General features: G+C 69.8%; 25 protein-coding genes. 9 read left to right on the top strand and 16 right to left on the bottom strand.

What is annotated here, in order from left to right:
- Positions 1-48 precede the first annotated feature (48 nt).
- The 3 genes from ACWEIJ_RS25765 to ACWEIJ_RS25755 are packed head-to-tail and all read right to left on the bottom strand — an operon-like array spanning position 49 to position 1805.
- The gene (locus ACWEIJ_RS25765) at positions 49-561 is read right to left on the bottom strand and encodes an LppU/SCO3897 family protein (RefSeq protein WP_449840041.1); all 513 of its coding nucleotides are present in this window, start codon (positions 559-561) and stop codon (positions 49-51) included.
- Between the two features lie 54 nt (positions 562-615).
- Positions 616-1095: an LppU/SCO3897 family protein gene (locus ACWEIJ_RS25760; protein ID WP_449839801.1), complete on the bottom strand. Its 480-nt coding sequence runs from the start codon at positions 1093-1095 to the stop codon at positions 616-618.
- A gap of 59 nt (positions 1096-1154) precedes the next feature.
- On the bottom strand, positions 1155-1805 hold the full coding sequence (locus ACWEIJ_RS25755; protein WP_449839800.1) for an LppU/SCO3897 family protein: 651 nt from the start codon (positions 1803-1805) through the stop codon (positions 1155-1157).
- Between the two features lie 109 nt (positions 1806-1914).
- Here ACWEIJ_RS25755 and ACWEIJ_RS25750 point away from each other — a divergent pair, with 109 nt between their 5' ends.
- The 6 genes from ACWEIJ_RS25750 to ACWEIJ_RS25725 all read left to right on the top strand — a co-directional run bounded on the left by ACWEIJ_RS25750 (position 1915) and on the right by ACWEIJ_RS25725 (position 7625).
- The gene (locus ACWEIJ_RS25750) at positions 1915-3555 is read left to right on the top strand and encodes a DNA repair helicase XPB (protein ID WP_449839799.1); all 1641 of its coding nucleotides are present in this window, start codon (positions 1915-1917) and stop codon (positions 3553-3555) included.
- Entirely contained in the window at positions 3552-3980 is a 429-nt protein-coding gene (locus tag ACWEIJ_RS25745) for a hypothetical protein (protein WP_449839798.1), read from the top strand. Before ACWEIJ_RS25750 ends, ACWEIJ_RS25745 begins: the two co-directional genes overlap by 4 nt.
- A gap of 153 nt (positions 3981-4133) precedes the next feature.
- Entirely contained in the window at positions 4134-4814 is a 681-nt protein-coding gene (locus ACWEIJ_RS25740) for a response regulator (RefSeq protein WP_449839797.1), read from the top strand.
- Complete coding sequence (locus tag ACWEIJ_RS25735) at positions 4811-6184, top strand: ATP-binding protein (RefSeq protein WP_449839796.1); 1374 nt, start codon at positions 4811-4813, stop codon at positions 6182-6184. Before ACWEIJ_RS25740 ends, ACWEIJ_RS25735 begins: the two co-directional genes overlap by 4 nt.
- 86 nt (positions 6185-6270) lie before the next feature.
- The gene (locus tag ACWEIJ_RS25730) at positions 6271-6690 is read left to right on the top strand and encodes a hypothetical protein (RefSeq protein ID WP_449839795.1); all 420 of its coding nucleotides are present in this window, start codon (positions 6271-6273) and stop codon (positions 6688-6690) included.
- An 8-nt stretch (positions 6691-6698) separates the two neighbouring features.
- Complete coding sequence (locus ACWEIJ_RS25725) at positions 6699-7625, top strand: o-succinylbenzoate synthase (RefSeq protein ID WP_449839794.1); 927 nt, start codon at positions 6699-6701, stop codon at positions 7623-7625.
- On the opposite strand, the gene ACWEIJ_RS25720 is transcribed toward ACWEIJ_RS25725, so the two are convergent.
- The 8 genes from ACWEIJ_RS25720 to ACWEIJ_RS25685 all read right to left on the bottom strand — a co-directional run bounded on the left by ACWEIJ_RS25720 (position 7615) and on the right by ACWEIJ_RS25685 (position 16073).
- Positions 7615-8730 (bottom strand): CapA family protein, encoded by a 1116-nt coding sequence (locus tag ACWEIJ_RS25720; protein WP_449839793.1) that lies wholly within the window; start codon positions 8728-8730, stop codon positions 7615-7617. The genes ACWEIJ_RS25725 and ACWEIJ_RS25720 overlap by 11 nt on opposite strands.
- Positions 8731-8735: 5 nt before the next feature.
- Complete coding sequence (locus ACWEIJ_RS25715; protein WP_449839792.1) at positions 8736-9332, bottom strand: SRPBCC family protein; 597 nt, start codon at positions 9330-9332, stop codon at positions 8736-8738.
- The gene (locus ACWEIJ_RS25710) at positions 9329-10147 is read right to left on the bottom strand and encodes an FAD binding domain-containing protein (RefSeq protein ID WP_449839791.1); all 819 of its coding nucleotides are present in this window, start codon (positions 10145-10147) and stop codon (positions 9329-9331) included. The genes ACWEIJ_RS25715 and ACWEIJ_RS25710 overlap by 4 nt, the downstream gene beginning before the upstream one ends.
- Positions 10144-12567 carry a xanthine dehydrogenase family protein molybdopterin-binding subunit gene (locus ACWEIJ_RS25705; RefSeq protein WP_449839790.1) on the bottom strand — a complete coding sequence of 808 codons (2424 nt, stop codon included), beginning with the start codon at positions 12565-12567 and terminating at the stop codon, positions 10144-10146. The genes ACWEIJ_RS25710 and ACWEIJ_RS25705 overlap by 4 nt, the downstream gene beginning before the upstream one ends.
- Positions 12564-13109 (bottom strand): (2Fe-2S)-binding protein, encoded by a 546-nt coding sequence (locus ACWEIJ_RS25700; protein WP_449839789.1) that lies wholly within the window; start codon positions 13107-13109, stop codon positions 12564-12566. The genes ACWEIJ_RS25705 and ACWEIJ_RS25700 overlap by 4 nt, the downstream gene beginning before the upstream one ends.
- A 78-nt stretch (positions 13110-13187) precedes the next feature.
- Positions 13188-14279: an XdhC family protein gene (locus ACWEIJ_RS25695; protein WP_449839788.1), complete on the bottom strand. Its 1092-nt coding sequence runs from the start codon at positions 14277-14279 to the stop codon at positions 13188-13190.
- The gene (locus tag ACWEIJ_RS25690) at positions 14272-15246 is read right to left on the bottom strand and encodes a vWA domain-containing protein (RefSeq protein WP_449839787.1); all 975 of its coding nucleotides are present in this window, start codon (positions 15244-15246) and stop codon (positions 14272-14274) included. The genes ACWEIJ_RS25695 and ACWEIJ_RS25690 overlap by 8 nt, the downstream gene beginning before the upstream one ends.
- A complete protein-coding gene (locus ACWEIJ_RS25685) occupies positions 15243-16073 on the bottom strand; it encodes an AAA family ATPase (RefSeq protein WP_449839786.1) in 831 nt (276 codons plus the stop codon). Before ACWEIJ_RS25685 ends, ACWEIJ_RS25690 begins: the two co-directional genes overlap by 4 nt.
- 79 nt (positions 16074-16152) lie before the next feature.
- Between ACWEIJ_RS25685 and ACWEIJ_RS25680 the strand changes: the two genes are divergently transcribed.
- Positions 16153-16383, top strand: a complete 231-nt coding sequence (locus tag ACWEIJ_RS25680) for a PspC domain-containing protein (RefSeq protein ID WP_449839785.1) — start codon at positions 16153-16155, stop codon at positions 16381-16383.
- Positions 16384-16448: 65 nt separating this feature from the next.
- Here ACWEIJ_RS25680 and ACWEIJ_RS25675 read toward each other — a convergent pair whose 3' ends face one another.
- The 5 genes from ACWEIJ_RS25675 to ACWEIJ_RS25655 all read right to left on the bottom strand — a co-directional run bounded on the left by ACWEIJ_RS25675 (position 16449) and on the right by ACWEIJ_RS25655 (position 21545).
- A complete protein-coding gene (locus ACWEIJ_RS25675; RefSeq protein WP_449839784.1) occupies positions 16449-17816 on the bottom strand; it encodes a beta-N-acetylhexosaminidase in 1368 nt (455 codons plus the stop codon).
- Complete coding sequence (locus ACWEIJ_RS25670; RefSeq protein ID WP_449839783.1) at positions 17813-18646, bottom strand: carbohydrate ABC transporter permease; 834 nt, start codon at positions 18644-18646, stop codon at positions 17813-17815. The genes ACWEIJ_RS25675 and ACWEIJ_RS25670 overlap by 4 nt, the downstream gene beginning before the upstream one ends.
- The gene (locus ACWEIJ_RS25665; RefSeq protein WP_449839782.1) at positions 18643-19527 is read right to left on the bottom strand and encodes a carbohydrate ABC transporter permease; all 885 of its coding nucleotides are present in this window, start codon (positions 19525-19527) and stop codon (positions 18643-18645) included. Before ACWEIJ_RS25665 ends, ACWEIJ_RS25670 begins: the two co-directional genes overlap by 4 nt.
- Before the next feature lie 2 nt (positions 19528-19529).
- Complete coding sequence (locus tag ACWEIJ_RS25660; protein WP_449839781.1) at positions 19530-20807, bottom strand: extracellular solute-binding protein; 1278 nt, start codon at positions 20805-20807, stop codon at positions 19530-19532.
- A gap of 78 nt (positions 20808-20885) precedes the next feature.
- Complete coding sequence (locus ACWEIJ_RS25655; RefSeq protein WP_449839780.1) at positions 20886-21545, bottom strand: copper homeostasis protein CutC; 660 nt, start codon at positions 21543-21545, stop codon at positions 20886-20888.
- 333 nt (positions 21546-21878) lie between these two features.
- On the opposite strand from ACWEIJ_RS25655, the gene ACWEIJ_RS25650 reads away from it, so the two are divergent.
- Entirely contained in the window at positions 21879-22484 is a 606-nt protein-coding gene (locus ACWEIJ_RS25650) for an RNA polymerase sigma factor (RefSeq protein ID WP_449839779.1), read from the top strand.
- A 5-nt stretch (positions 22485-22489) separates the two neighbouring features.
- The gene (locus ACWEIJ_RS25645) at positions 22490-22966 is read left to right on the top strand and encodes a carboxypeptidase regulatory-like domain-containing protein (protein WP_449840040.1); all 477 of its coding nucleotides are present in this window, start codon (positions 22490-22492) and stop codon (positions 22964-22966) included.
- The last annotated feature ends 278 nt before the right edge of the window (positions 22967-23244 follow it).

Genomic DNA, 23244 nt, shown 5'->3' with positions numbered 1-23244 from the left:
GCCGGGGCTTTACGGAAACGTTACGGCCGCTTGGTAGTCGGCCGGTCGCTAGTGGTGGCCGAGGCAGTAGGAGAGCTTCACCGAGGGGTAGGCGAGGGTCTTCTCCTCCGCCGCGCAGGCAGGCGCCGGCACGTCCCTGCTGATCTTGTTCACCCGGAACGCGCCGGGGTCGGTGCAGTCGACGGTGCTGAGGTCGTAGGCCGACCTGCCGTCGCGGTAGCACTCGCCCTCCGCGTAGAGCGGGGCGAGGCAGAACCGGACGTCCGGGTCGATGCCCCGCGCGGGCACCCAGTCCCACGCGTCCGCTTCTGGGCAGACCGCCGACTTCGCGACCGTGCCCAGTGCCACGAAGTTCGCGGTGGAGGCGTCGCACTCGACGGCCTGGTAGCGACCGTCCTTCGGGTTGCCGGTGAGGAACGCGCAGGCACCCTGCCTCGGCGGCTGGACGGGAGTCAGGAACTCGGAGAGGCCGTAGATCGCGATCGCGGCGACGACCACCGTCGCCGCGTAGGTCAGCACCCGCTTGCCCAGGCTCGTCCTGGGCGCGGCCTCGGAGTTCATCACGCCGGAGAGAATCCCACGTGGACGGTCGGCGGCGGGTGCGTTACCGCAAGATCACTGCTTGCCGCCGCGTTCGAGGCAGAAGGTGACGGCGGGCTCCGGGAAGACCGCCGCGCGCGCGTCTCCACAGGCCGCGCGGTCGGTCTTGCCGCTGAGCACCTTGGCGACCTTCACCGAGTCCTTGGTGGCGCAGTCGACCTTGGCGATGCCGCTGTCGGAGTCCTGGCCGTAGCAGGCGCCCTCGACGAAGTTCGGCATGAGGCACAGCGTGGACTCGCCCGTGTACGTCGAGTACTCCATGCCGCCGGACGGGCACTGCTGCTCGTTCCACGGCAGGATCTTGGCGATCTTGACGGTCGCCTTCTCCGAGGTGCAGTCGAGCGCCTGGTACTTCGGGTTGTCGTGCGAGCCGGAGATGCGCGCGCAGTCACCGACCCGTGCCGCCGTGGCCACGTCGCCGAGCTGGTTCAGCACGATCCCGCCGAGCAGGACGAGCGCGAGAACAACGGCGATACCCAGGCCGACCTTCTTCATGGCCTGGGTATCGGCGTCAGTCGATGATCAACTCAACCGAGTTCACCCGATCAGGACGATCAAGAGCCCTCGTGCACACCCATGCAGTAGACCGAGGCCGGTTCGCTGAAGCGCAGCTCGCTCGACCCCTCCGGGCACACCGTGCCCTCCGCCGGCAGGCCGTCGACCTTCTTCACGATCTTCACCGGCGACTCGGTGGTGCACGCCTCCTTCTTGAAGGCGCCGTCGTCACCTGAGGTGTAGCAGTTGCCCTCGGCGAGGTTCGGCATCAGGCACATGGAGTCGCGACCGGACTTCACCGGCTCGTAGATGCCCTCGTCGGGGCACGGCTCGTCGGAGCTCTTCAGCACCTTGGCGACCCGGTGCGTGGCCTTGGCGTCACCGCAGCTCTGCGACGAGATGTTCCACTCGCCGTCCGGCTTGTCGACGTCCTTCGGCGAGGCGCTGACGCAGTCGCCGACCTTGGTGCCGTTGAGGGCGGTGAACGCCCACGCACCGCCGCCGATCAGCACGACCGCCAGCACGGCCACGATGACGGGCTTCAGCCACTTGTTCTGCTTGGGCGACTCGTCGGTCTCGGTCTCCGCTGCGGTCACGACCTGGGTCTCGGCCGCGGCCTCGGTGGGCTCGGCCTCCGCGGGCTCGGTCTCCGCGGCAGCCGGTTCCACCGCGGCCGGTGGCTCGACGGGATCAGTCGACTCGGTGCTCATGCGCGAGAACGTACGACACGTCGTGTTGGCTGGGTGTGTCGCCTCTCACTTGTCGTCACCAGTTGACGCAGGTCGAACGCATTTGGCGTCGTCAGGGAGACTGGTACGCGTGACCGATGGCCCCCTGATCGTCCAGTCGGACAAGACGCTGCTGCTCGAGGTCGACCACCCGCTCGCGGACGACGCGCGGACCTCGATCGCGCCGTTCGCCGAGCTGGAGCGCGCGCCCGAGCACGTGCACACGTACCGCGTCACGCCGCTGGCGTTGTGGAACGCCCGTGCGGCCGGGCACGACGCCGAGCAGGTGGTGGACGCGCTGGTGCGGTTCAGCCGCTACCCGGTGCCGCAGCCGTTGCTGGTCGACGTGGTCGACACGATGAGCCGGTTCGGCCGGCTCGTGCTCACCAACAACCCGGCGCACGGCCTGGTGCTCAGCTCGAACGACCGCGCGGTGCTCGAAGAGGTGCTGCGCAACAAGAAGATCGCGCCGATGTTCGGGGCGCGCATCGACGACGACACGGTCGTCGTGCACCCCAGCGAGCGCGGGCGGCTCAAGCAGTTGCTGCTCAAGGTCGGCTGGCCGGCCGAGGACCACGCCGGGTACGTCGACGGCGAGGCGCACCCGATCGAGCTGGAGGAAGACGGCTGGAAGCTGCGCGACTACCAGCGGCTCGCGGCACAGGCGTTCTGGGCGGGCGGCTCCGGTGTCGTCGTGCTGCCGTGCGGCGCGGGCAAGACGCTCGTGGGCGCGGCGGCGATGGCCGAGGCGCAGGCGACCACGTTGATCCTGGTCACCAACACCGTGGCCGGGCGGCAGTGGAAGCGGGAGCTGATCGCGCGGACGTCGCTCACCGAGGACGAGATCGGCGAGTACTCCGGTGAGCGCAAGGAGATCCGGCCGGTCACGATCGCGACCTACCAGGTGATCACCCGCAAGTCGAAGGGCGAGTACAAGCACCTGGAGCTGTTCGACTCGCGCGACTGGGGCCTGATCGTCTACGACGAGGTCCACCTGCTGCCCGCCCCGGTGTTCCGGATGACCGCCGACCTGCAGAGCCGTCGCCGCCTGGGGTTGACGGCGACGCTGGTCCGCGAGGACGGGCAGGAAGGCGACGTCTTCTCGTTGATCGGCCCGAAGCGGTACGACGTGCCGTGGCGCGACATCGAGGCGCAGGGCTGGATCGCGCCCGCCGAGTGCACCGAGGTCCGCGTGACGCTGACGGACAACGAACGGCTGCAGTACGCGACGGCCGAGCCCGAGGAGCGCTACAAGCTCTGCTCGACCGCGCGGACCAAGATCCCGGTGGTCAGAAGGGTGCTGGACCAGCATCCCGACGAGCCGGCTCTGGTGATCGGTGCTTATCTGGACCAGCTCGACGAGCTGGGTGAGGAACTGGGAGCGCCGGTGATCAAGGGATCGACGAAGAACAAGGAGCGCGAGGAGCTGTTCGACCAGTTCCGGCGCGGTGAGCTGCGCACGCTCGTGGTGTCGAAGGTCGCGAACTTCTCCATCGACCTGCCGGAGGCGTCGGTGGCCATCCAGGTGTCGGGCACGTTCGGCTCGCGCCAGGAGGAGGCCCAGCGGCTCGGCCGGATCCTGCGCCCCAAGGGCGACGGGCGGCAGGCGCACTTCTACTCGGTCGTCGCGCGGGACACGCTCGACACCGAGTACGCGGCGCACCGGCAGCGGTTCCTGGCCGAGCAGGGCTACGCGTACAAGATCGTCGACGCGGACGACCTGGTCGGATGACGTTCTGGTGGATGTGGGACCCGGCGGGGACGGTGCCGGTGCGCCGCTTCCGGTCGGAGGAGTCGCTCGCCCGCTCGGCACCGGACACCCAGGTGGTCCGTTCGACCGACTTCACCTGCCCTGACCAGCGCCGCCGGGCCACGGGCGCGCGTTCGGACTTCCTGCGCGTGACCGGTGACCCGGTGCAGGTGGCGCTGGTCGAGCAGCGGCTGTGGACGTTGCTCGTGGCGCTGCGGCGGGCGCAGCCGTTGCGGGACGCGCTGGCGACCGCCGTGCCCAAGGCGGGACGGGCGGCGCTGGTGGCGGAACCGTCGCGCGAGCTGGCCGAGTTCGACCGGCGGTTCGACCGGTTCGCGGCCGCGCTGAGCGTGCTGGTGGCGGACCCGACACCCGAGCAGCTCCGCCACACCGCCGCTCTGGACTAGATGCGCGAGCCGTAGCGGACGCCCTGGCGCACCGACACCGTCCCGTGTGCGCACTGGATCATGGCTGGGCAACGACTGCTGCACGGATGGTCGTTACGCAACGATGACGCGGCACGAACGTCCTCATGAGACCCGTCGGGAAGGCTGGAGGGCATGCCGCGCGTACTGCTGATCGAGGACGACGAGGCGGTCCGGGAAGGACTGTCGCTCGCCCTGACCTACCAGGGACACACCGTGGACGCGGTGCGCACGGGCGAGGAAGGCCTCGAACTGCTGTCGAGCGTCGCGCCGGACGTGGTCGTGCTGGACCTGATGCTGCCGGGGGTGGACGGGTTCGAGGTGTGCCGCCGCATCCGGGCCGCCGGTGACCTGCCGATCATCATGCTGACCGCGCGCAACGACGACATCGACGTGGTGGCGGGCCTGGAGGCCGGTGCCGACGACTACGTGGCCAAGCCCGCCCAGGCCCGCGTGCTGGAGGCCAGGATCCGGGCGGTGCTGCGGCGGTCGTCCGTCTCGGCGCCCGAGGTCGTGACCGAACGCCACGGCGAGCTGACCATCGACCGCGAGGGGCTCGTGGTGACGCGGCTCGGTCAGCCGGTCTCGCTGGCACCGACGGAACTGCGGTTGCTGCTGGAGCTGTCCTCGTCGCCGGGCCGGGTGATGTCCCGGCAGCAGCTGCTCGAATCCGTGTGGGACCAGGGCTACCTCGGCGACTCCCGGCTGGTCGACGCGTGCGTGCAGCGGCTGCGGTCGAAGATCGAGAACGACCCGGCGGCGCCGCGGTACGTGCAGACCGTGCGGGGCTTCGGCTACCGCTTCGGACCGCTGTGACGCTGCGCCTGCGGCTGCTGCTCGCCTTCGCGCTCGTGAGCGTCGTGACCGCGGTGGCCGTGGCGGGCGCCGGTTACGTGCGGGCGCGTGACGCGATCGTGCAACGCGCGCAGGACAACGCGGTGATCGAGACGACCAGCCGGGTCGAGCAGCTGTACCCGTTGCCCGCCCGCACGGCGGACACGGCCGCGCTGGAGCGGATCGCCGGTCGCGTGTCCGGACGCGAGGGCCAGGCACTGGCCACGGCGAACGGGTTGTCGGCCGGTGGCATGGACCCGTCGGTGATCACGGCGGAGCTGCGCGGGCTGGTGTCGTCCGGACGCGTCGGCTGGCAGCGCGTGCCGTACGCGGGCGGGGTGTGGCTCGTCGTCGGCATGCAGCTGCGGGTGGAGGGCGGCAGGACTTCCGGCATCGAGGTGTACGTGCTGCGGCCGTTCACCTCGGAGACCGAGGTCGTCGACGATCTCGCGCGCAACGCGTGGCTGATCGGCGGCGCCGGCCTGCTGCTGGCGCTGGCGATGGCGTTCCTGGCGGCACGCGGCGTGCTGCGGCCCGTCCGCGACCTGCGGATGGCGGCTTTCCGGCTGGGACAGGGCGATCTGACCGCGCGGGTGCCGGTGCGCGGCCGTGACGAGCTCGCCGCGGTGGCCACCACGTTCAACAGCACGGCCGCCTCGCTGGAGCACCACGTCGGTGAGCTGCGGCGGATGGAGGCCGACGCGCGGCGGTTCGTGGCGGACGTGTCGCACGAGCTGCGCACGCCGCTGGCGGCCATGACCGCGGTGACCGACGTGCTGGACGCCGAGACCGCTGCCCTGCCAGGTGTCGCCGGGCAGGCCGCGCGGCTGGTGAACCGGGAGACGCAGAACCTCGCGCGGCTGGTCAACGACCTGATCGAGGTGACGCGGTTCGACTCGGGGACGGCGGCTCTGGCGTTGGACGACGTCGACGTCGCGGAGGTGGTGGCGCGGACGCTGCGGATGCGCGGGTTCGACGTGACGGCCTCGCTGCCCGCCGGGGTGCGGGCCAGGCTGGACCCGCGACGGCTGGACGTGATCGTGGCGAACCTGGTCGGCAACGCGTTGCGGCACGGGGCCGCGCCGGTGACCGTGTCGCTCGCGGTCGAGGACTCGTCGCTGGTGATCGTGGTGGCGGACGCGGGGCCGGGCCTGCCGTCGGACGTGCTGCCGCACGTGTTCGCGCGGTTCTACAAGGCCGACTCGGCGCGCGGGCGGTCGGAGGGCTCCGGGCTGGGGCTCGCGATCGCGTGGGAGAACGCCCGGCTGCACGGCGGCACGCTGGTCGCCGCCAACCGGCCCGGCGGCGGGGCGCTGTTCACGCTGCGGCTGCCGCTGGGAGGTGAGCGGTGAGGCCGAAAATTGTCGGTGCTGCCTGGGAGAATGGTTTTAGGGGGACCCCCTGGAGGGGACCCCTGCGCAAGCTCGCCCTCGCCTTGGTGGTCGTCGTGTCCGCGTGCGGGATCCGGCCGACCGACCCCATCCCCGGCCTCGAAGCGCCGACCGGACCGGTCGAGAGCACCTCGCCCGCGATCTACTGGGTGGCCGGGGGCTCGGTCGTCGGGGTCAACCGGCCGCAGGGCAGCCTGAGCGGCTACGACGTCGTCGCCCTGCTCGCCCAGGGCCCCACCGCCACCGAGCAGGACCGCGGCCTCACCACCGAGGTCCCGTTCGACGCCGCCCCCGCCACCGTCGACCGCGGCGCCGACGGCCTCGACGTCTCGATCTCCACCGACGTCTCGCTGCTCAGCAAGGCCGCGGTCCGGCAGATCGTGTGCACGTTGCTCGGCCTGCAGAACGCCGGCGCGGTCATCCTGCACGGCGGCGGGCATTCGCTGGAGCCGCAGAAGTGCGCTTGAATCGGCGCGTGCACGTCTACTCCATCCCGATGCGCGCCCGGTTCCGCGGCATCACCCGGCGCACCGGCCTGCTGTTCGAGGGACCGGCCGGGTGGGGCGAGTTCTGCCCGTTCGAGGAGTACGACGACGACGAGGCCATGGCGTGGCTCGCGTGTGCCTTGGAGGCCGCGAACGAAGGCTGGCCGGCACCGGTGCGCTCCCGGATCCCGGTCAACTGCACGGTGCCGGTCGTCGGCCCCGAGCAGGCGCACGAGATCGTGGCGCGTTCGGGCTGCTCGACGGCCAAGGTGAAGGTCGCCGAGTCCACGCTCGCGGAGGACTGCGCACGGCTCGAAGCGGTGCGGGACGCCCTGGGGCCGCAGGGGTTCGTGCGGGTCGACGCGAACATGATGTGGGACGTCGACACGGCCGTCACCGCGATCAAGGCCATGGACCGGGCGGCCGGTGGCCTCCAGTACGTGGAACAGCCGTGCCACACGCTGGACGAGCTGGCCGAGGTCCGCAGGAAGGTGACCGTGCCGATCGCCGCGGACGAGTCGATCCGCAAGGCCGAGGACCCGCTGAAGGTCGCCGTGTCGGGTGCCGCGGACATCGCGGTGATCAAGGTGGCGCCGCTCGGCGGCGTCCGCAGGGCCCTGGAGGTGGCCGAGGCGTGCGGGCTGCCGTGCGTGGTGTCGTCGGCGCTGGAGACGTCGGTCGGCATGGCGGCCGGGATCGCGCTGGCGGCGGCACTGCCCCAGCTCGATCACGCGTGCGGGCTCGCGACGCTGCAGCTGCTGGACGGTGACGTCACGAGCGACTCGCTCGTGCCGGTCGACGGGTACCTGCCGGTGCTCGCCAAGCCGCCGGTACCGGACCGCATAACGGAGTTCGAGAGCGCGGACGCAGCGTGGACCGCGAGGTACGAACGGGTGCTGGCCAAGCTCAGGGCTTAGCCCTGGTCAGCCCTTGTCCGTTGGCGCCCAGGCTGAACACCACGCCCTCGGTCCGGTTGATCGCTTCGGTCCGCCGCGCCGTGGCGGGCACCCGAGTCAGGTCCACCAGCCGGATCGGCGGCCCCAGCTCGACCAGCGTCGGCGTGTAGGACGCCTCGACGACCGACCAGCCCTCCGGCCCCTGTTCGAACTTGAACCGGCCGATCACGCCTTCCTCGGTGACCCCGCGCGGTTCGGAGTGCCGGGCGACCTCGTTGCCCAGCCCGTAGACGACCCACTTCTTGCCGATCTTCTCCCACGGCTGCACCACGTGCACGTGCGTGCCGATGATGAGGTCCAGCGCCGGGTCGGCGAGCAGCTGGCGGGCCAGGGCCTTCTGCTCCTCGGTCGCCTCGTGCTGGTACTCGTTGCCCCAGTGGATGGACAGCACGACGACCTCGGCGCCGGCCTCGCGGGCCTTGCGCGCGTCGGCGAGGATCTTGGCGGCGTTGATCTGGTTCGCGCGCCACGGGTCGGGCAGCGGGATGCCGTTGAAGCCGTAGGTGAACGACAGCTGGGCGACCTTCACCCCGCCCGCGTCGAGGATCAGCGGCGCGGCGGCCTCCTCCGGCGTGCGGAACGAGCCGGTGTGCTTGAGGCCGACGGCGTCCAGCGCGTCGAGCGTGGTCTGGATCGCGCCGACGCCGCGGTCCAGCGTGTGGTTGGACGCGGTCGAGCAGGAGTCGTACCCCACGTCGACCAGTGCCTTCGCCACCTCGGGCGGGGCGATGAAGGCCGGGTAGCCGAAGAACGGCCCGTCCTTCGTGCCCAGCGGGATCTCCAGGTGGCAGATCGAGAGATCGGACTTCAGGGTGTCCTTGATGCCCGCCAGCAGCGGCAGGAAGTTCCGTCCGGCGGCACCACCGTCGGCGACGGCCTGGTCGGTCAGCGCCGGGTGGATCAGGATGTCGCCCCCCGCGGTCAGCGTGAACGACCGCGGCGGGGGCGGGCTCGTCGAGGTGGGCGACGACGGCGTGGGGGCCGCGGTGGTGACGACCACCGGCGAGCCCGTGCACCCGGCCAGCGCGAGGCCGGTGGCCAGCACGAACGCCGGCCACCGGACCACACGCCTCAGCGCTGCCGCCTGCGTCGCAGGACCAAGAACAGCACGACGGCCAGCACGACGGCCGCGATGGGCAGCACGCGCTTCAACACCGGAACGCCTGCCGTGTCGATCAGGTCGATCGGCTCGTCGGGAACCACTCGGAGATGCTGCTGTTGCGCCACCTCGTCAGCATCCACTGAACCCAGCGTGCTCGCCAGGCATTCCGCGAACTGGGCGACGAGCTTGCCGCTGACCTCGGCGATCAGGCCGCGGCCGAGCTGGGCCGGGCGACCCGTCACGTTCAGCTCCGTCTCCACCTCGACCGTGTCGCCCACCTGGAACGTCACCAGAGCCGACGCCGTGCCGTTGCCGCGGGTGTCCTTGCCCGCGGCTTTCAGCACGGCCCTGCGCAGCACCGGGTCGATCTCCACGAACTCACCGGTGCCCCGGTACAGCAGCTGCACCGGGCCGAGCTTCACCTTCACCTCCCCGCCGAACGTCTTGCCGTCGACCGAGGTCAGCGTGGCGCCCGGCAGGCACGGTGCCACGCGTTCCGGGTCGAGCAGTGCCTGCCAGACCTCCTCGGCCGGGGCGGGCGCGACGAACGAATGCGTCAGCTTCATCGGGCTACCGCCGCCGTCAGCGCACGACCGGTCAGCACCCGAGCCAGGTTGTCCTTGTAGCCGTCACCGCTCGACGCCCGCAGCGCGGCCTCGGGGATCGCCGAGACGGGTTGGCCCACCAGAGCGGATTCCACGTCAACGGCACGCACCGGCCCGGAACCCACGTTCGTCAGGCCGATACGAGCAGCGGCGATCGTGCCGTCACGCACCTGCACGGCCGCCGCGACCGCCACGATCGACCAGGCCTGCGCGACCCGGTTGAGCTTCTCGTAGTGCGCGCCCCAGCCGGTGTACTTCGGCACCCGGACGTCGATCAGGATCTCGTCGGGGGCCAGCGCGGTCTCGAAGTAGTCGACGAAGAACTCCGACGCGGGCACCTCGCGTCGGCCACCGGGGCCGGCGATGATCATCACGGCGTCCAGCGCCAGAACGGGTGCCAGCAGGTCGCCCGCCGGGTCCGCGTGGCACAGCGAGCCGCCGAACGTGCCGCGGTGCCGGACCTGCGGATCGGCGACCGTGTCCGTGACCAGCTTCAGCAACAACGCGTGGTCGTGGATCAGATGATCGCGCTGCACCTCGTAGTGCGTGGTCATGGCACCGATGAGCAACGAGTCGCCGTCGTCCCGCACGCCCGTCAGCTCGGTCAGCCCGCCGATGTCGATCAACGCCGTGGGCGCCGCGAGCCGCATGCGCAGCACCGGCACGAGCGACTGCCCACCCGCGATGATCTTCGCGTCCTCGCCCTGTTCGGCGAGCATCCGCACGGCTTCGTCCACAGAGGACGGAGTGAGGTACCGGAACTCCGCGGGGATCACGGCTGTCCTCCCTGCGCGTCGATGGAACCCAGACCACCCGCGGCAGGCGTGGACGCGTCCGCCACGCCACCCTGCAACGCGGTCCACACCCGTTCTGGTGACAACGGCATCTCGATGTCGCGCACGCCCAGGTGCCGCACGGCGTCCAGCACGCCGTTCACCACCGCGGGCGTCGAGGCGATCGTGCCCGCCTCGCCGACTCCCTTGACGCCCAACGGGTTCGACGTCGCCGGAGTCGAGGTGCGGGCCGTCATGAACGCGGGCAGGTCGGCCGCGGACGGCACCAGGTAGTCCGCGAACGTGGCCGTCGTCAGCGTGCCCAGCTCGTCGTGGATCGCCTCTTCGTACAACGCCTGCGCGATGCCCTGAGCGAGTCCGCCGTGCACCTGCCCGTCGACGATCAACGGGTTCACGACCGTGCCGACGTCGTCCACCGCGACGTAGGACCGGATCCGGACCACACCGGTCTCCGTGTCGACTTCCGTTGCGCACAAATGGGTTCCGTGCGGGAACGAGAAGTTGTCGGGGTCGAACGTGGCGTCGGCGTCCAGGCCGGGTTCCATGCCCTCGGGCAGATCGTGCGCCACGTGCGCGGCCAGCACGACGTCACCCAGCGACCGGACCGTCGAGGTACCGCGCACGGAGAACGCCCCGGACGCGAACTCCACGTCCGCCTCGTCGCACTCCATCATGTGCGCGGCCAGCCGCCGCGCCTTGGCGAGCACCTTGTCCGCCGCGTGCACCAGGGCGGTGCCGCCGACGGCCAGCGAACGCGAGCCGTAGGAGTCCATGCCCTTGTGCGACGAAGCTGTGTCGCCGTGCAGCACCTCGACGTCCTCGAACGGCACGCCGAGCCGGTCGGCGACGATCTGCGACCACACCGTCTCGTGGCCCTGCCCGTGCGGCGAGGTCCCGGTGATCACCTCGACCTTGCCGGTGGGCAGCATGCGGATCGACGCGGTCTCCCACCCTCCCGCGCCGTACCGCAGAGCGCCGAGCACGCGGGACGGCGCCAGGCCGCACATCTCGGTGTAGGTGGAGATCCCGATGCCGAGCTGCACCGGATCGCCTGAGGCACGGCGGCGTTGCTGCTCCTCGCGCAAAGCCTCGTAGTCGAACAGCTCCAACGCGCGGGCCGTCGCGGCCTCGTAGTCGCCGGAGTCGTAGGTGAGACCGGCGACCGTGGTGAACGGGAACTCGTCGTGCCTGATCCAGTTCTGCTCGCGGATCTTCAGCGGGTCCACGCCCAGCTCGGCCGCGAGCTCGTCCATCATCCGCTCGATCGCGAACGTGGCCTCCGGCCGTCCGGCTCCGCGATAGGCGTCCGTGGGCACCTTGTTCGTGAACACGTTGGTGCACACGAACCGGTAGGCCGCGAACTTGTAGATCGCGTTGAACATGAACGCGCCCAGGATCGGGATGCCCGGCGACACCAGCCGCAGGTACGCGCCCATGTCGGCGAGGAGCTCGACCTTCAGGCCGGTCACCGTGCCGTCGCGGCGGGCGGCCAGCGTGATCTTCTGGAGCTGGTCGCGGCCGTGGTGGCCCGACAGCATCGACTCGGTGCGCGACTCGGTCCACTTCACCGGACGGCCCATCCGCCGTGCTGCCAGCAGGCAGAGCAGCTCCTCCGGCGTGACCTGGAGCTTGCCCCCGAACCCGCCGCCGACGTCCGGCGCGATCACCCGGAGCTTGTGCTCGGCGATGCCCGTGACGGCCGAGAGCATCCAGCGCAGGATGTGCGGGATCTGCGTCGCGGACCAGATGGTGAACATGTCGGCGCTCGGGTCCACCACGACCGACCGCGGCTCCATGAACGCCGGGATCAGCCGCTGCTGCCGGAGCGTCCGCTCCAGCACGACCTCGGCGTTGGCGATCTCGTCCTCGACGTTCGTGCCGCTGCCCGCCTCCGCGGAGTCGTAGATCCACGTGGCGCACCTGTTGGTGCCGAGGTCCGAGTGCACCAGATCGGTGTCCCGCAAGGCTTCTTCCAGGTCGAGCACGACCGGCAGCTCTTCGTAGTCGACGTCGATCTCGGCCAGCGCGTCGGCGGCGCGGTAGGCGTTGTCGGCGATCACCAGCGCGACCGCCTCACCGGCGAAGTTGACCTGGTCGACGGCCAGCGCCGGCGCCGGCGGTGACTTCATGTCCTCGGTGATCGGCCACGCGCACGGCAGCGAGCCCTGCTCGGCGGCGAAGTCCTGGCCGGTCAGCACGATCGCCACGCCGGGCATCGCGGTGGCGCGGCTGCAGTCGATGTTGCGGATGCGGGCGTGCGCGACCGGGCTGCGCAGCACGGCCATGTGCAGCATGCCGGTCAGCCGCAGGTTGTCGGTCCACTTGGTCTGACCGGTGATCAGGCGGGCGTCTTCCTTGCGGAGCCGGGCCTTGCCGACCTCCGGCTCGGCGGTGGCGGTCATTCGCCACCTACCGGTTGTTTGGCCGCAACGGTTTCATCCCGAGAAGAGTCGCTGTGCTGCTCGATCTTCGGACCGGCGCCTGGCTTCATCCGCTGCGCGGCGTCCTGCACCGCGCGGACGATGTTCTGGTAGCCCGTGCAGCGGCAGAGGTTGCCCTCCAGGCCTTTTCGCACGGTCTCGTCGTCGGGATCCGGCTCGTCGGCGAGCAGGTCGATCGCCTGCATGATCATGCCCGGTGTGCAGAAACCGCACTGCAGAGCGTGGTTGTTGCGGAACGCCTCCTGCACCGGGTGCAGCTTGCCGTCACGGGCGAGGCCTTCGATCGTGGTGATCTCGTGCCCGTTCGCCTGCACGGCGAACATCTGGCACGACTTCACGCTGTGGCCGTCGAGGTGCACCGTGCAGGCCCCGCAGTTGCCGGTGTCGCAGCCGACGACGGTGCCGGTCTTGCCCAGACGCTCCCGCAGGTGGTGAACGAGCAGGAGCCGGGGTTCGACCTCGTCGGCGTACGTCACTCCGTCGACGTTGACCGAGATGTGCATGAACCCTCCCAGGGGTGGGGACAGCAGGTGACGAGGGTCACCCCAGCCTCCTCCCCCGTTCGGCGTTCAACAACCCGATCAGTGGTGGATCGGTTCACCAAGATCGACCAACCGGCGGCCACTTCCCTTCCACCGCAAGGAAATGATCTCGGCGGCGATCGACACCGCGGTCTCTTCCGGTGTCCTGGCACCGAGATCGAGCCCGATCGGTGACGAGAGCTGCGCCAGTTCGCTCTCGGTCAAACCAGCTTCCCTCAAGCGCTGCAAGCGATCTTCGTGCGTACGGCGGGATCCCATCGCACCCACATAGCCGACCTTGAGGCGCAGCGCGACCTCCAACAGCGGCACGTCGAACTTCGGATCATGGGTCAGCACCGCGATCACCGTGCGTTCGTCCAATTTGGACGCTTCGGCTTCGAGGTACCGGTGCGGCCACGCCACGACCACCTCGTCCGCCTCGGGGAAACGGGATCGCGTCGCGAACACCGGTCGCGCGTCGCAGACCGTGACGCGGTAGCCGAGGAACGCGCCGAGCCGCGCCATCGCGGCCGCGAAGTCGATGGCCCCGAACACGAGCATGCGCGGCGGCGGCTCGAACGAGTTCACGAACACGCTCAGGCCCTCGCCGCGCCGCTGACCATCCGGCCCGTACCGCAGCACGCCGCTGCGTCCGGAAGCCAGCATGCCGCGCGCGTCGTCCGTGACGGCGTCGTCGGCACGGGCGGAACCGAGCGTCCCTGCCCGCCGGTCCGGCCAGATCACCAGACGGCGGCCGATGCCCTCCGGGTGCTCGATCACCGTGGCGACGGCCACCGGCTGCTCGGCCCTGACGGTCTCCACGACCTCACCGAGCTGCGGGAACGTCTCGGCGTTGATCTTCTCGACGTAGATGTCGATGATCCCGCCGCAGGTCAGCCCGACCGCGAACGCGTCGTCGTCGCTCACCCCGTACCGCTGCAGCACCGGGTCGCCGATCTCCTGCGCCAGCTCGTAGACAGCGCCCTCGACGCACCCGCCGGACACGCTGCCGACCGCCTCACCGTCCTGCGTCACCAGCATCGCCGCGCCGGCGGGCCGAGGTGCCGAGCTGAAGGTCGCGACCACGGTGCCGACACCGACCGTCTCGCCGTTCGCCACCCGTTCCGCGAGGTCGAACAGGACGTCACGCACGACGCACCTCCTTCAGCAGTTCCTCCAGCGCGTGCACGCTGTGCCCGGCCACCATCCTGTCGACGTGCGGCAACGCGGCCACCACCCCCTGCTGGACCGGCCGGTAACCGGGTTTGCCGGCGTGCGGGTTGGCCCAGACGACCTTGTGGCTCACCCGTCTCAGCCTCGCCATCTCGGCGGCCAGCAGGGTCGGGTCGCCGCGTTCCCAGCCGTCGCTGAACAGCACGACCACCGCACCCCGTTGCCGCCACTGCTGGTTGAACCGCCGCAGCGCCTCGCCCAGCCTGGTGCCGCCCTCGTAGTCGGGGATCGCCCGGCCGGCGGCCCGCAACGCCCGTTCGGGATCGCGTTCACGCAGCTGCCGGGTCACGCGGGTGAGCCGGGTGCCGATCGTGCGGACCTCGACGGGCATGGCGCGGGCGACCGCGTGCGCGAACCGCAGCAACGCGTCCGAATATGCCGCCATCGAGCCGGAAACGTCGATCAACAGCACCAGACGGCGAGCTTTCACACCCCTGCGCCGATGGCGTGGCCGGGCGATCTCGCCGCCCGTCTCGATCATCGCGCGGACCGTGCGGGCCAGGTCGATGCGGCTGCGGCGGGCCTTCTTGAGCCTTCGGGACCGCCTGCGGGGCGGGAGCGGCTTCAGGCGCTGAATCAGGGACGCCGCGTTGAACTCGGAGATGTCCTTGTGGCGCAGCACTTCCACCTCTGACGCCGCGACACCGACCGTGACCGAGTCGAGCTCGATCATCGTGCGCGGCCGGGGTGGCGTCCCACCGAAGTACGCCCGGTAGGCGGCGTCGTAGCGCGGCAGGTCGTCCGGATCGGCGCACAACGTGAGGCGTCCGGCCCAGTAGAGGTCGACGTGCGCGGTGGCCCGCAGATAAGCCTGCACGCGATCGGGACCGCACTGAAGCCCGGCGCCCCGCAGGACGCGCGTGAACCCCACGCAGGCTTCCGTCACCCCACGATTGTGCTCCCGATCACCCGTTCCGCGTCCTCGCGGTACTTCAGCACCGCGCCGAGCGTCGTCACGTCCGGTTCGGTGCGTCCCAACGCCTGCAGCGCCCGCGCCCAGTCCAGCGACTCGGCGACACCGGGCGGTTTCAGCAGGTCGAGCCCGCGCATCTTGCGCACGGCCTCCGCGACCTGCCGCGCGAGCCGTTCGTCCAGGCCGGGCAGGGTGCGGCGGAGGATCGCGACCTCCCGGTCCAGATCCGGGTGCTCCAGCCAGTGGTAGAGGCAGCGGCGTTTCAACGCGTCGTGCACCTCGCGGGTCCGGTTCGAGGTCAGCACGGTCAGCGGCGGCGTCGAGGCTCTGATCTCGCCGAACTCCGGGATGCTGACCGCGTGCTCGGACAGCACCTCCAGCAGGAACGCCTCGAACTCGTCGTCCGCCCGGTCGATCTCGTCCACGAGCAGCACGCACGGCGCGTTCTCCAACGCCTGCAACAACGGCCGGGCGAGCAGGAACCGCCGGGTGTAGAGGGAGGCCTCGTCGACCTCGCCGCGGGTCTCCAGCACCCGCAGGTGCATGAGCTGACGCGGGTAGTCCCAGTCGTACAGGGCCTGGGTGGCGTCGATGCCCTCGTGGCACTGGAGCCTGATCAACGGCACGTCCATCGCCTTGGCCAGCGCCAGCGCGAGCGAGGTCTTGCCGGTGCCGGGTTCGCCCTCGAGGAACAGCGGCCGCCCCATCGCGACCGCGAGGAACGCCGCCGTGGCGATCCCGTCGTCCGGCAGGTACCCGGCGCGGTCGAGCCCTGACGCCAGTTCCTCAGGGGACTCCATGACCCTCAGCCTACGACTCAGGGTCAGGTTCCGGGTGGTCACCGATGTGCGGGTCGCTCGGAACGACGACTCTTGAGCCATGACGAACAACGTGCTCAACGAAGCCACTGACCAGGTCAAGAAGCTCCGCCGCAGCCGGAGCGACAAGATGATCGCCGGTGTCTGCGGCGGTGTCGCCAAGATGATCGGTGTCGACGCCGCGATCCTGCGGATCATCCTCGTCGCCGCCACGCTGCTGGGCTTCGGCGCCGGCGCGGTCCTCTACCTCGCCGCGTGGATCCTCATGCCCGAGGAAGACGTTGCGATGTGATCGACATGAACATCACCACCGCAAAGCTGGCCGTCGGCAGGGGTGGAGGGGTCCACCCCTGCTGATCACCGCGGGAACCCCGGCACCCCGGGCAGCCGCTGCCACGGGAGTGGGCCGTCGAGGGGTCGGTACTCCACCCCCAGCGCGTCGAGCCGCGGCAGGTGGTGTTGCGCCAGCCGTTGCCCGAAACCGGGATCCTTCTCCGCCGGGGACCACATGACCTCGGCGAACGCGGCCAGCCTCGGAAACGCCGCGTAGTCCACCCGCCGGGCCGAGTCGAGGTGCTCGGTCCAGATGTTCGCCTGCGCCCCCAGCAACCGTCCCGGCTCCGCCCCGGTCAGCCCGGCAGGCACCGGGTCCCACGCGTAGACGTCCTCCAGCGTCGTCACCGTCCCCACCGGAATCGGCTCGTCCGGCGACTCGCTCTGCCGGTAGTCCAGGTAGACGAACTGCTCAGGGCACATCACCACGTCGTGGCCCTCGCGCATCGCCGTGACGCCGCCCTCGACACCGCGCCACGACGCGACGATCGTGCCCACCGGCAGCGGCCCCGACTCCAGGATCTCGTCCCACCCGTACGGCCGCCGCCCGTTGCGCACGACGTGCCTGGCGATGGCCCGCACCAGCTCACCGTCGTGGCCGGGCGCCTCGTCGCCGCCGATCCCGATGACCTCGCCCGGGAACACGTCCATCAGCTCGTCGAACACGTTCCGGTAGAAGTCCACAGTGGACTCCCGGGTGTTCAGCACGCGTTCGTTGATGCCCCAGTCCGTCCACACGCCGCCGCCGTGCACCCCGAGTTCCGGGTAGGCCGCGATCGCCGCCTGCGAGTGCCCCGGGATGTCGATCTCGGGCACCACGACGACGTGCCTGGCCAGCGCGTACTCGACGATCTCCCGCAGGTCGTCCTGGGTGTAGAAACCGCCGTGCGGACGGCCTTTCATGCCTGCGGTGCGCCGGTCGCCGAACCGCGAGTCCTCCCGCCACGACCCGATCTCGGTGAGCCTCGGATAGCGCCCGCACTCGAACCGCCAGCCCTGGTCGTCGGTCAGGTGCAGGTGCAGGACGTTGAGCTTGTGCGCGGACAGCAGTTCCACCCACCGCAGCACCTCCCGCTTGGGCAGGAAGTGCCGTGCCACGTCGAGCATCACGCCCCGCCACGGGAACCGCGGGTGGTCGACGATCTCGCACGCCGGGATGAGCGCCGGCTTCTCCCCCGCCACCCGGAACGCCCGCGGCCCGAGCAGCTGCCGCAACGTCTGCAACGCGTTCATCTCCCCGGCGGCGTCGTGCGCCTCGATCAGCACACCGTCGTCGGAGGAGATCAGCCGATAACCGCCGGCCGGGCCGTCGACGAGCACCGTCTCCCAGCCGCGGTACTCGCACAGCCTGGCACCATCCACATAGGACACCGGACGCGGGAGGAGGTTCATCCCTTCACCGCCCCGGCCAGTCCGGACACCAGACGGCGCTGCACCAGCACGAAGAAGATCAGCACGGGAATGGTCATCAGGGTCGAGCCCGCCATGATCGCGCCCCAGTCGTTCTGGTCGGGTTTGACGAACACCTGCAGAGCCAGCGGCAGGGTCTGGTTCTCCACGGCCGAGATGATGAACGTCTTGGCGAACAGGAAGTCGTTCCAGGCGTGGATGAACGACAGCACCGACGTGGCGACGAGGCCCGGCGCCACCAACGGGAACAGCACCTGCCACAAGAACCGGAACCGCGAGGCGCCGTCCAGGGTCGCGGCCTCCTCCAGCTCCACCGGCACCGCCGCGACGAACCCGCGCAGCATCCAGATCGCGAACGGCAGGCTGAACGCGAGGTGCACCAGCACGAGCGAGCCCAGGTGGTTCAGGCCGAACGCGGGCACCGAGTCACCGACCGACCGCATCAGGAAGAACAGCGGCACGGTCAGCGCCTCGACCGGCACCATCTGCACGACCAGCAGCATGATCAGCAACGTCGTGCGGCTGCGGAACCGGAAGCGGGTCAGCGCCGTGGCCGCCAGGAACGAGATCAGGATGCTCAGCGCCACCACGATCAGGGCGACGATCAGGCTGTTGCCCAGGTAGCGCCCGAAGTTCGCGACCGTCAGCGCCCGCGTGAAGCTCGCGAGCGTCGGCCGCGTCGTCCACGGCACCGGATCGGCCGAGATGATCTCGTCCTCGGGCTTGAACGCGCTCAACACCATCCAGAACAGCGGAAACGCGACGACCGCCGCGATCACGAGGACGAGCGCCTCGGTCGTCCACCGCCTCACAGCGCCTCCCCGGATCGGCGCAGCGCGCGCAGGTAGAACAACGTGATCACCAGCAGCAGCACGGTCATCACCACACCGATCGCCGCGCCCAGCCCGTACTCCGACGCCGCGAACGCCCGCTGGTACGCGTAGACGTTGAGCACGAGGTTGCGCCCGGCGATGCCGCCGCCGTTGGTCATCACGTAGATCTGCGTGAAGATCTTGAAGTCCCAGATGATCGACTGGATCGTCACCACGAGGATGATCGGCCGCAGCAACGGCAGCGTGACGCTCCACGCCGTGCGGAACGCCGACGCGCCGTCCAGTGCCGCGGCCTCCAGCACCTCACCGGGAATCGCCTTGATGCCCGCGTAGAGCGTCACCATGACGAACGGGAACGAGCACCAGATCACCTGTGCCGCAACGAGCCCGAACGCCGTCCACTTGTCGAAGGTCCAGGAGAAGCCCTCGATGCCGAGCACCTCGTTGACGAACCCGAAGTTCGCGTCGAAGAGGAACAACCAGATCGTCGACCCGGCGACGGCGGGCGTGGACCACGCACCGAGCGCCGCCAGGAACAACGTCATCCGCACCCAGGTCCGCACGCGGGTCGCGAGGATCGCGAGGAACGCGCCCACCAGCAACGTGCCGGCCACGCAGACCGCCGCGAACACGACGGTCTGCCCGAGCACCGTCCAGAACTGCTGGTCCCCCAACAGCTCCTGGTAGTTCCCGAGGCCCAGGAAGTGCAGCGGCGCTCCACCGCTGACCTGCTCCTGGCCGTAGTCGTAGAGCGAGATGAGCACCAGCTGGTAGATCGGATAGGCCAGCAGGCCCGCGAGCACCAGCAGCGCCGGGGTCAGGTAGGCGAACGCGGTCCGCCCCTGACCTCTGGCCGTCATGCTCACGACGCGAAGGCCGCGTTCATCGCCTGGGCGGCGGTGGCAGTGGCCGCGTCGACGTTCTTCGCGCCGGTGACGACCTCCTGGATCATCGTCGGCAGCACGGCCTGCGCGTCGATCTTCGCCCACGCCGGGGTGACGGGGACGAACCTCGTGCCGGCCTGCAGGGTCTTCGTGAACGGCTCCAGGAACTTGTCGGAGTCGCTGACCTGCTTCTGCACGTCGGCGAACGTCGGCAGGTTGCCCATCGCCGTGTACATCTTCTGCTGGTACTTCTTCGACGCGAGCAGCTGCACGAACTCGTTCGCGAGCGTCTTGCGCTGAGTGCCCTTGAGCACGCCGAGCAGGTTGCCGCCGGCGAACGCGGGCGCGATCGAACCCGCGGTCCTGCCCGGCAACGGCACCACGCCGTACTTGCCCGCGGCACTCGAAGCGTCCACGGACTTGCGGTTGAAGTCGCCGCCGATGGTCATCGCGGCCTTGCCCGCGCGGAACTGCTCGACGCTCGCGTCACCGCCGTTGCCGGCGCAGGTGGCGGGCGGGCAGATGTCGTCCTTGATCAGCTCGGTGTACGCGGCGACACCGGCCTTGGCCTCGGCGCTGTCGACGGCGGCGGTGTACTTCCCGCCGTCCTGCTTGGCGATGTCACCGCCCTGCGCCCAGATGAACGGCAGCGCGGCGAACGTGTACTTGCCGCCGGTCGAGATGCCGAGCAGCTCCGGCTTGCGCTGCCGGATCTGCCGCGCCAGCGGGGCGATCTCGTCGAGCGTGGCCGGCGGCTTCAGGCCCAGCTCGGTGAAGACGTCGGTGCGGTAGTAGAGGGCGCGGACGCCGACGAACCACGGCACGCCGTAGGTCTTCCCGCCGACCTTGGCCGTGTCGAGGATCGTCGGCACCAGGTCCTTCGACTCGGCCCACCGGCTCAGGTCGAGCTCGGAGAAGCCGCCGGCGGAGACGTAGCCCGCGAGGTCGGTGTTGCCGAACTCGGCGACGTCCGGCGCGCTCTTGGGGTCGCTGAAGGCGGCCTTGAAGCGTTCGGCCCGGCTGGCCACCTGGATGTACTGGACGTCGACGGTCACGCCGCTGTGCTCGCCCTGGAACTCGGAGATCGCCTCCTTCACCACGTTCTCCTTGGGCCCGCGGTTGACCTCGTCGAACAGCCACACCCGCAGCTGCCCGGTCTGCTCGTCCGTGCCCGAGCTGGTCGGTCCCGACTGCACCGGTGCGCAGGCGACCACCGCGCCCACGCCCAGCACGGCCACGAGTGCCTTCAGCCTCATCGCGCCCTCCGATTGCACATGTTGCAACGGCTATTTCACAAGAAGCAACGTGACTGTAGAACGGTCTGGGGCAAGGGTCTAGACCAGACGGTCGACCCATTCCCGGACCGACGCGCTGTCGACCGGTTCACCCCACCCGCCGGGCCGCACCGCACTGCCGACGTGGAAGCCGGTCACGCCCGCTGCCAGCAGCTCCGCGAGGTGGCGCTGCTGCAGACCGCCACCGACGAGCAGCGCGGGCGGCGCCTGGGTGACGAGCTTCTTCAGGTTCGCGAGGCCGTCCTCGACACCCTTGGCGCTGCCCGCGGCGAGCACCGTGTCGCAGCCGAGCCCCTGAACGACGGCCCACGAGCGGAAGACGTCGTTGGAGTTGTCGAGCGCGCGGTGGAACGTCCAGGCCGCCCCCTCCAGTTCGGCGGCCAGGTTCAGCGTGACGCCTTCGTCGATCTCGTTCCCGGCGTCGAGGAAGCCCAGCACGAACTCGGTCGCACCCGCCTCCCTGAGGTCGCGGGCCTGACGGCGGAGCTCCTTGAGGTCGCCCGGAGCGAAGCCCGCCGCATCCCTGAGCATCACGCGGATCGGGAGGTCGACCGCACTGCGCACCTCTTTGAAGGTGGCGATCGACGGAGTGAGTCCGTCGGAGGCCATGTCGGCGACCAGTTCCAGCCGGTGCGCGCCGCCCGCCTGCGCGGCCTCGGCGTCCCGTGCGTCCAGTGCGATCACTTCGAGAATAGGCATGGTCTAGACCATAACGCCGAGGGAACCCGTACCAGCAGTTCGTGCGTCAGAGGTGTATCTGCTCGCCCGAGTTCCGCTCTTTCTGAGTAAGCGCTCTGTTGAAGTCGTGGAGCACGCGTCGGCCGGTTCGAGGGGTGCCGGCCGACGCGACTCCCACCATGGCGGCCCGTGATGCGGAGGGGGAATCACGGGCCGTCGGCGTACCCAGGGAAAGATGAAGGCGGCTGCGGCGGTGACACTGCTCCAATCGAGTGAATTTTGTATCTACCGCCCAGTCAGCCCTTCATGAGTTGGCGGACGGCGCTGACTGGGGCGGCCGATCGGAGGTGCTGCGTGGACGAGCTGCACACGGCGGATGACCGTCCGCCGTGGGACGGACTTGAAGGCACCGAACGGCACGCGGTGTGTGTGGCCGCCGCGCGCGAAGGCAACCGCGACGCACTGGACGTCCTGGTGACCGAGCTGAACCCGCTCCTGTGGCACGTGGCCAGAGGACAGGGCCTCGACCGAGCCGCCGCGGAAGACGTCGTCCAGACCGTGTGGCTCGCGTTCTTGAAGAACATCGAGAACATCAACGAGCCAAAAGCCCTGGTCGGCTACCTGGTGGTCACGACGAGGCGTGAAGCACGCCGAACGTGGACACCCAACAAGCGTGAGACCCACCTGTCCGACGAATACGCCGAGCAGCTCGAGTCCAACACCGGCCTGCCCGAGGACGTGACGCTGATGGACGACCGCGACCGCAGGCTGTGGCTCGCGTTCGGCCGCCTGACCACGAGGTGCCAGGAACTGCTCCGACTCACCGTGCTCGCGGGCCGCGCCGAGTACCGAGCGGTCGCCGAGGCACTCGCCATGCCCCACGGCAGCATCGGTCCGACCAGGGGACGGTGCCTGAACCTGCTGCGCAACTACCTGGAAACGGAAGGAGGATCGCGGTGAACGAGATCGACCCGCGCGACGACCGCAGGGGCCTTGAGGACACCGCCGTCCTCTCCGAACTGAATCGTCTGGTCGACGAACTGGACCCGCCACCCGCTGATCTGGTGGACCGGGTGAAGTTCGCGATCGCTTTGGAATCCCTGGACGTGGAGGTCGCGCGCTGGGAGCGGGCCGGTTCGTTCGCCGGCGTGCGCGGGGGCCAGACCGGCACCATCACGTTCACCGTGGACAACCTGACCCTGATGGTGAACTTCACCTCCACCGGGTCGCGTCACCGGATCGACGGCTGGCTGGTGCCCGCTGGGGAGCACACCGTGGAGGTGCGGGTGGCCGATCATCAGTCTTCCTGTACGCGGGCTGATGACGGGGGGCGGTTCGTGCTGCCGGACGTGCCCGCCGGGACCACCCAGATCCTGGTGCACCTGGTGAACTCGCGCGGGGAGCCCGGACGGACAGTGGTGACACCGACGATCATGCTGTGAGGCTTTTCTGGGGTTTCTGGGGTTCGGTTGCGTTCCAGCGTGCTTGCGTTGGGTTTTATGACGAGCCTTGGTTGCGTCATCGCCGCTTCGCGACGATAGCGATTGGGGCTTGACTTCGGGGCCCTTGCGAGGCGCTGGTCGGCCTTGAAAAGCCGGGCTGAAAAGAGCCCGGCCGATCCGAGCACGCTTGCCGGGTCGACATTAGGCCGATCACGCGACCGCGTTGATCAGGTTGCGTCTCGGTTTTTGCTGCGGATCGAGCCAAACGGGCGGGTAGA

This window comes from Lentzea sp. NPDC004789 (assembly GCF_053601075.1).
This window is presented reverse-complemented; position numbering and strand designations above follow the sequence as displayed.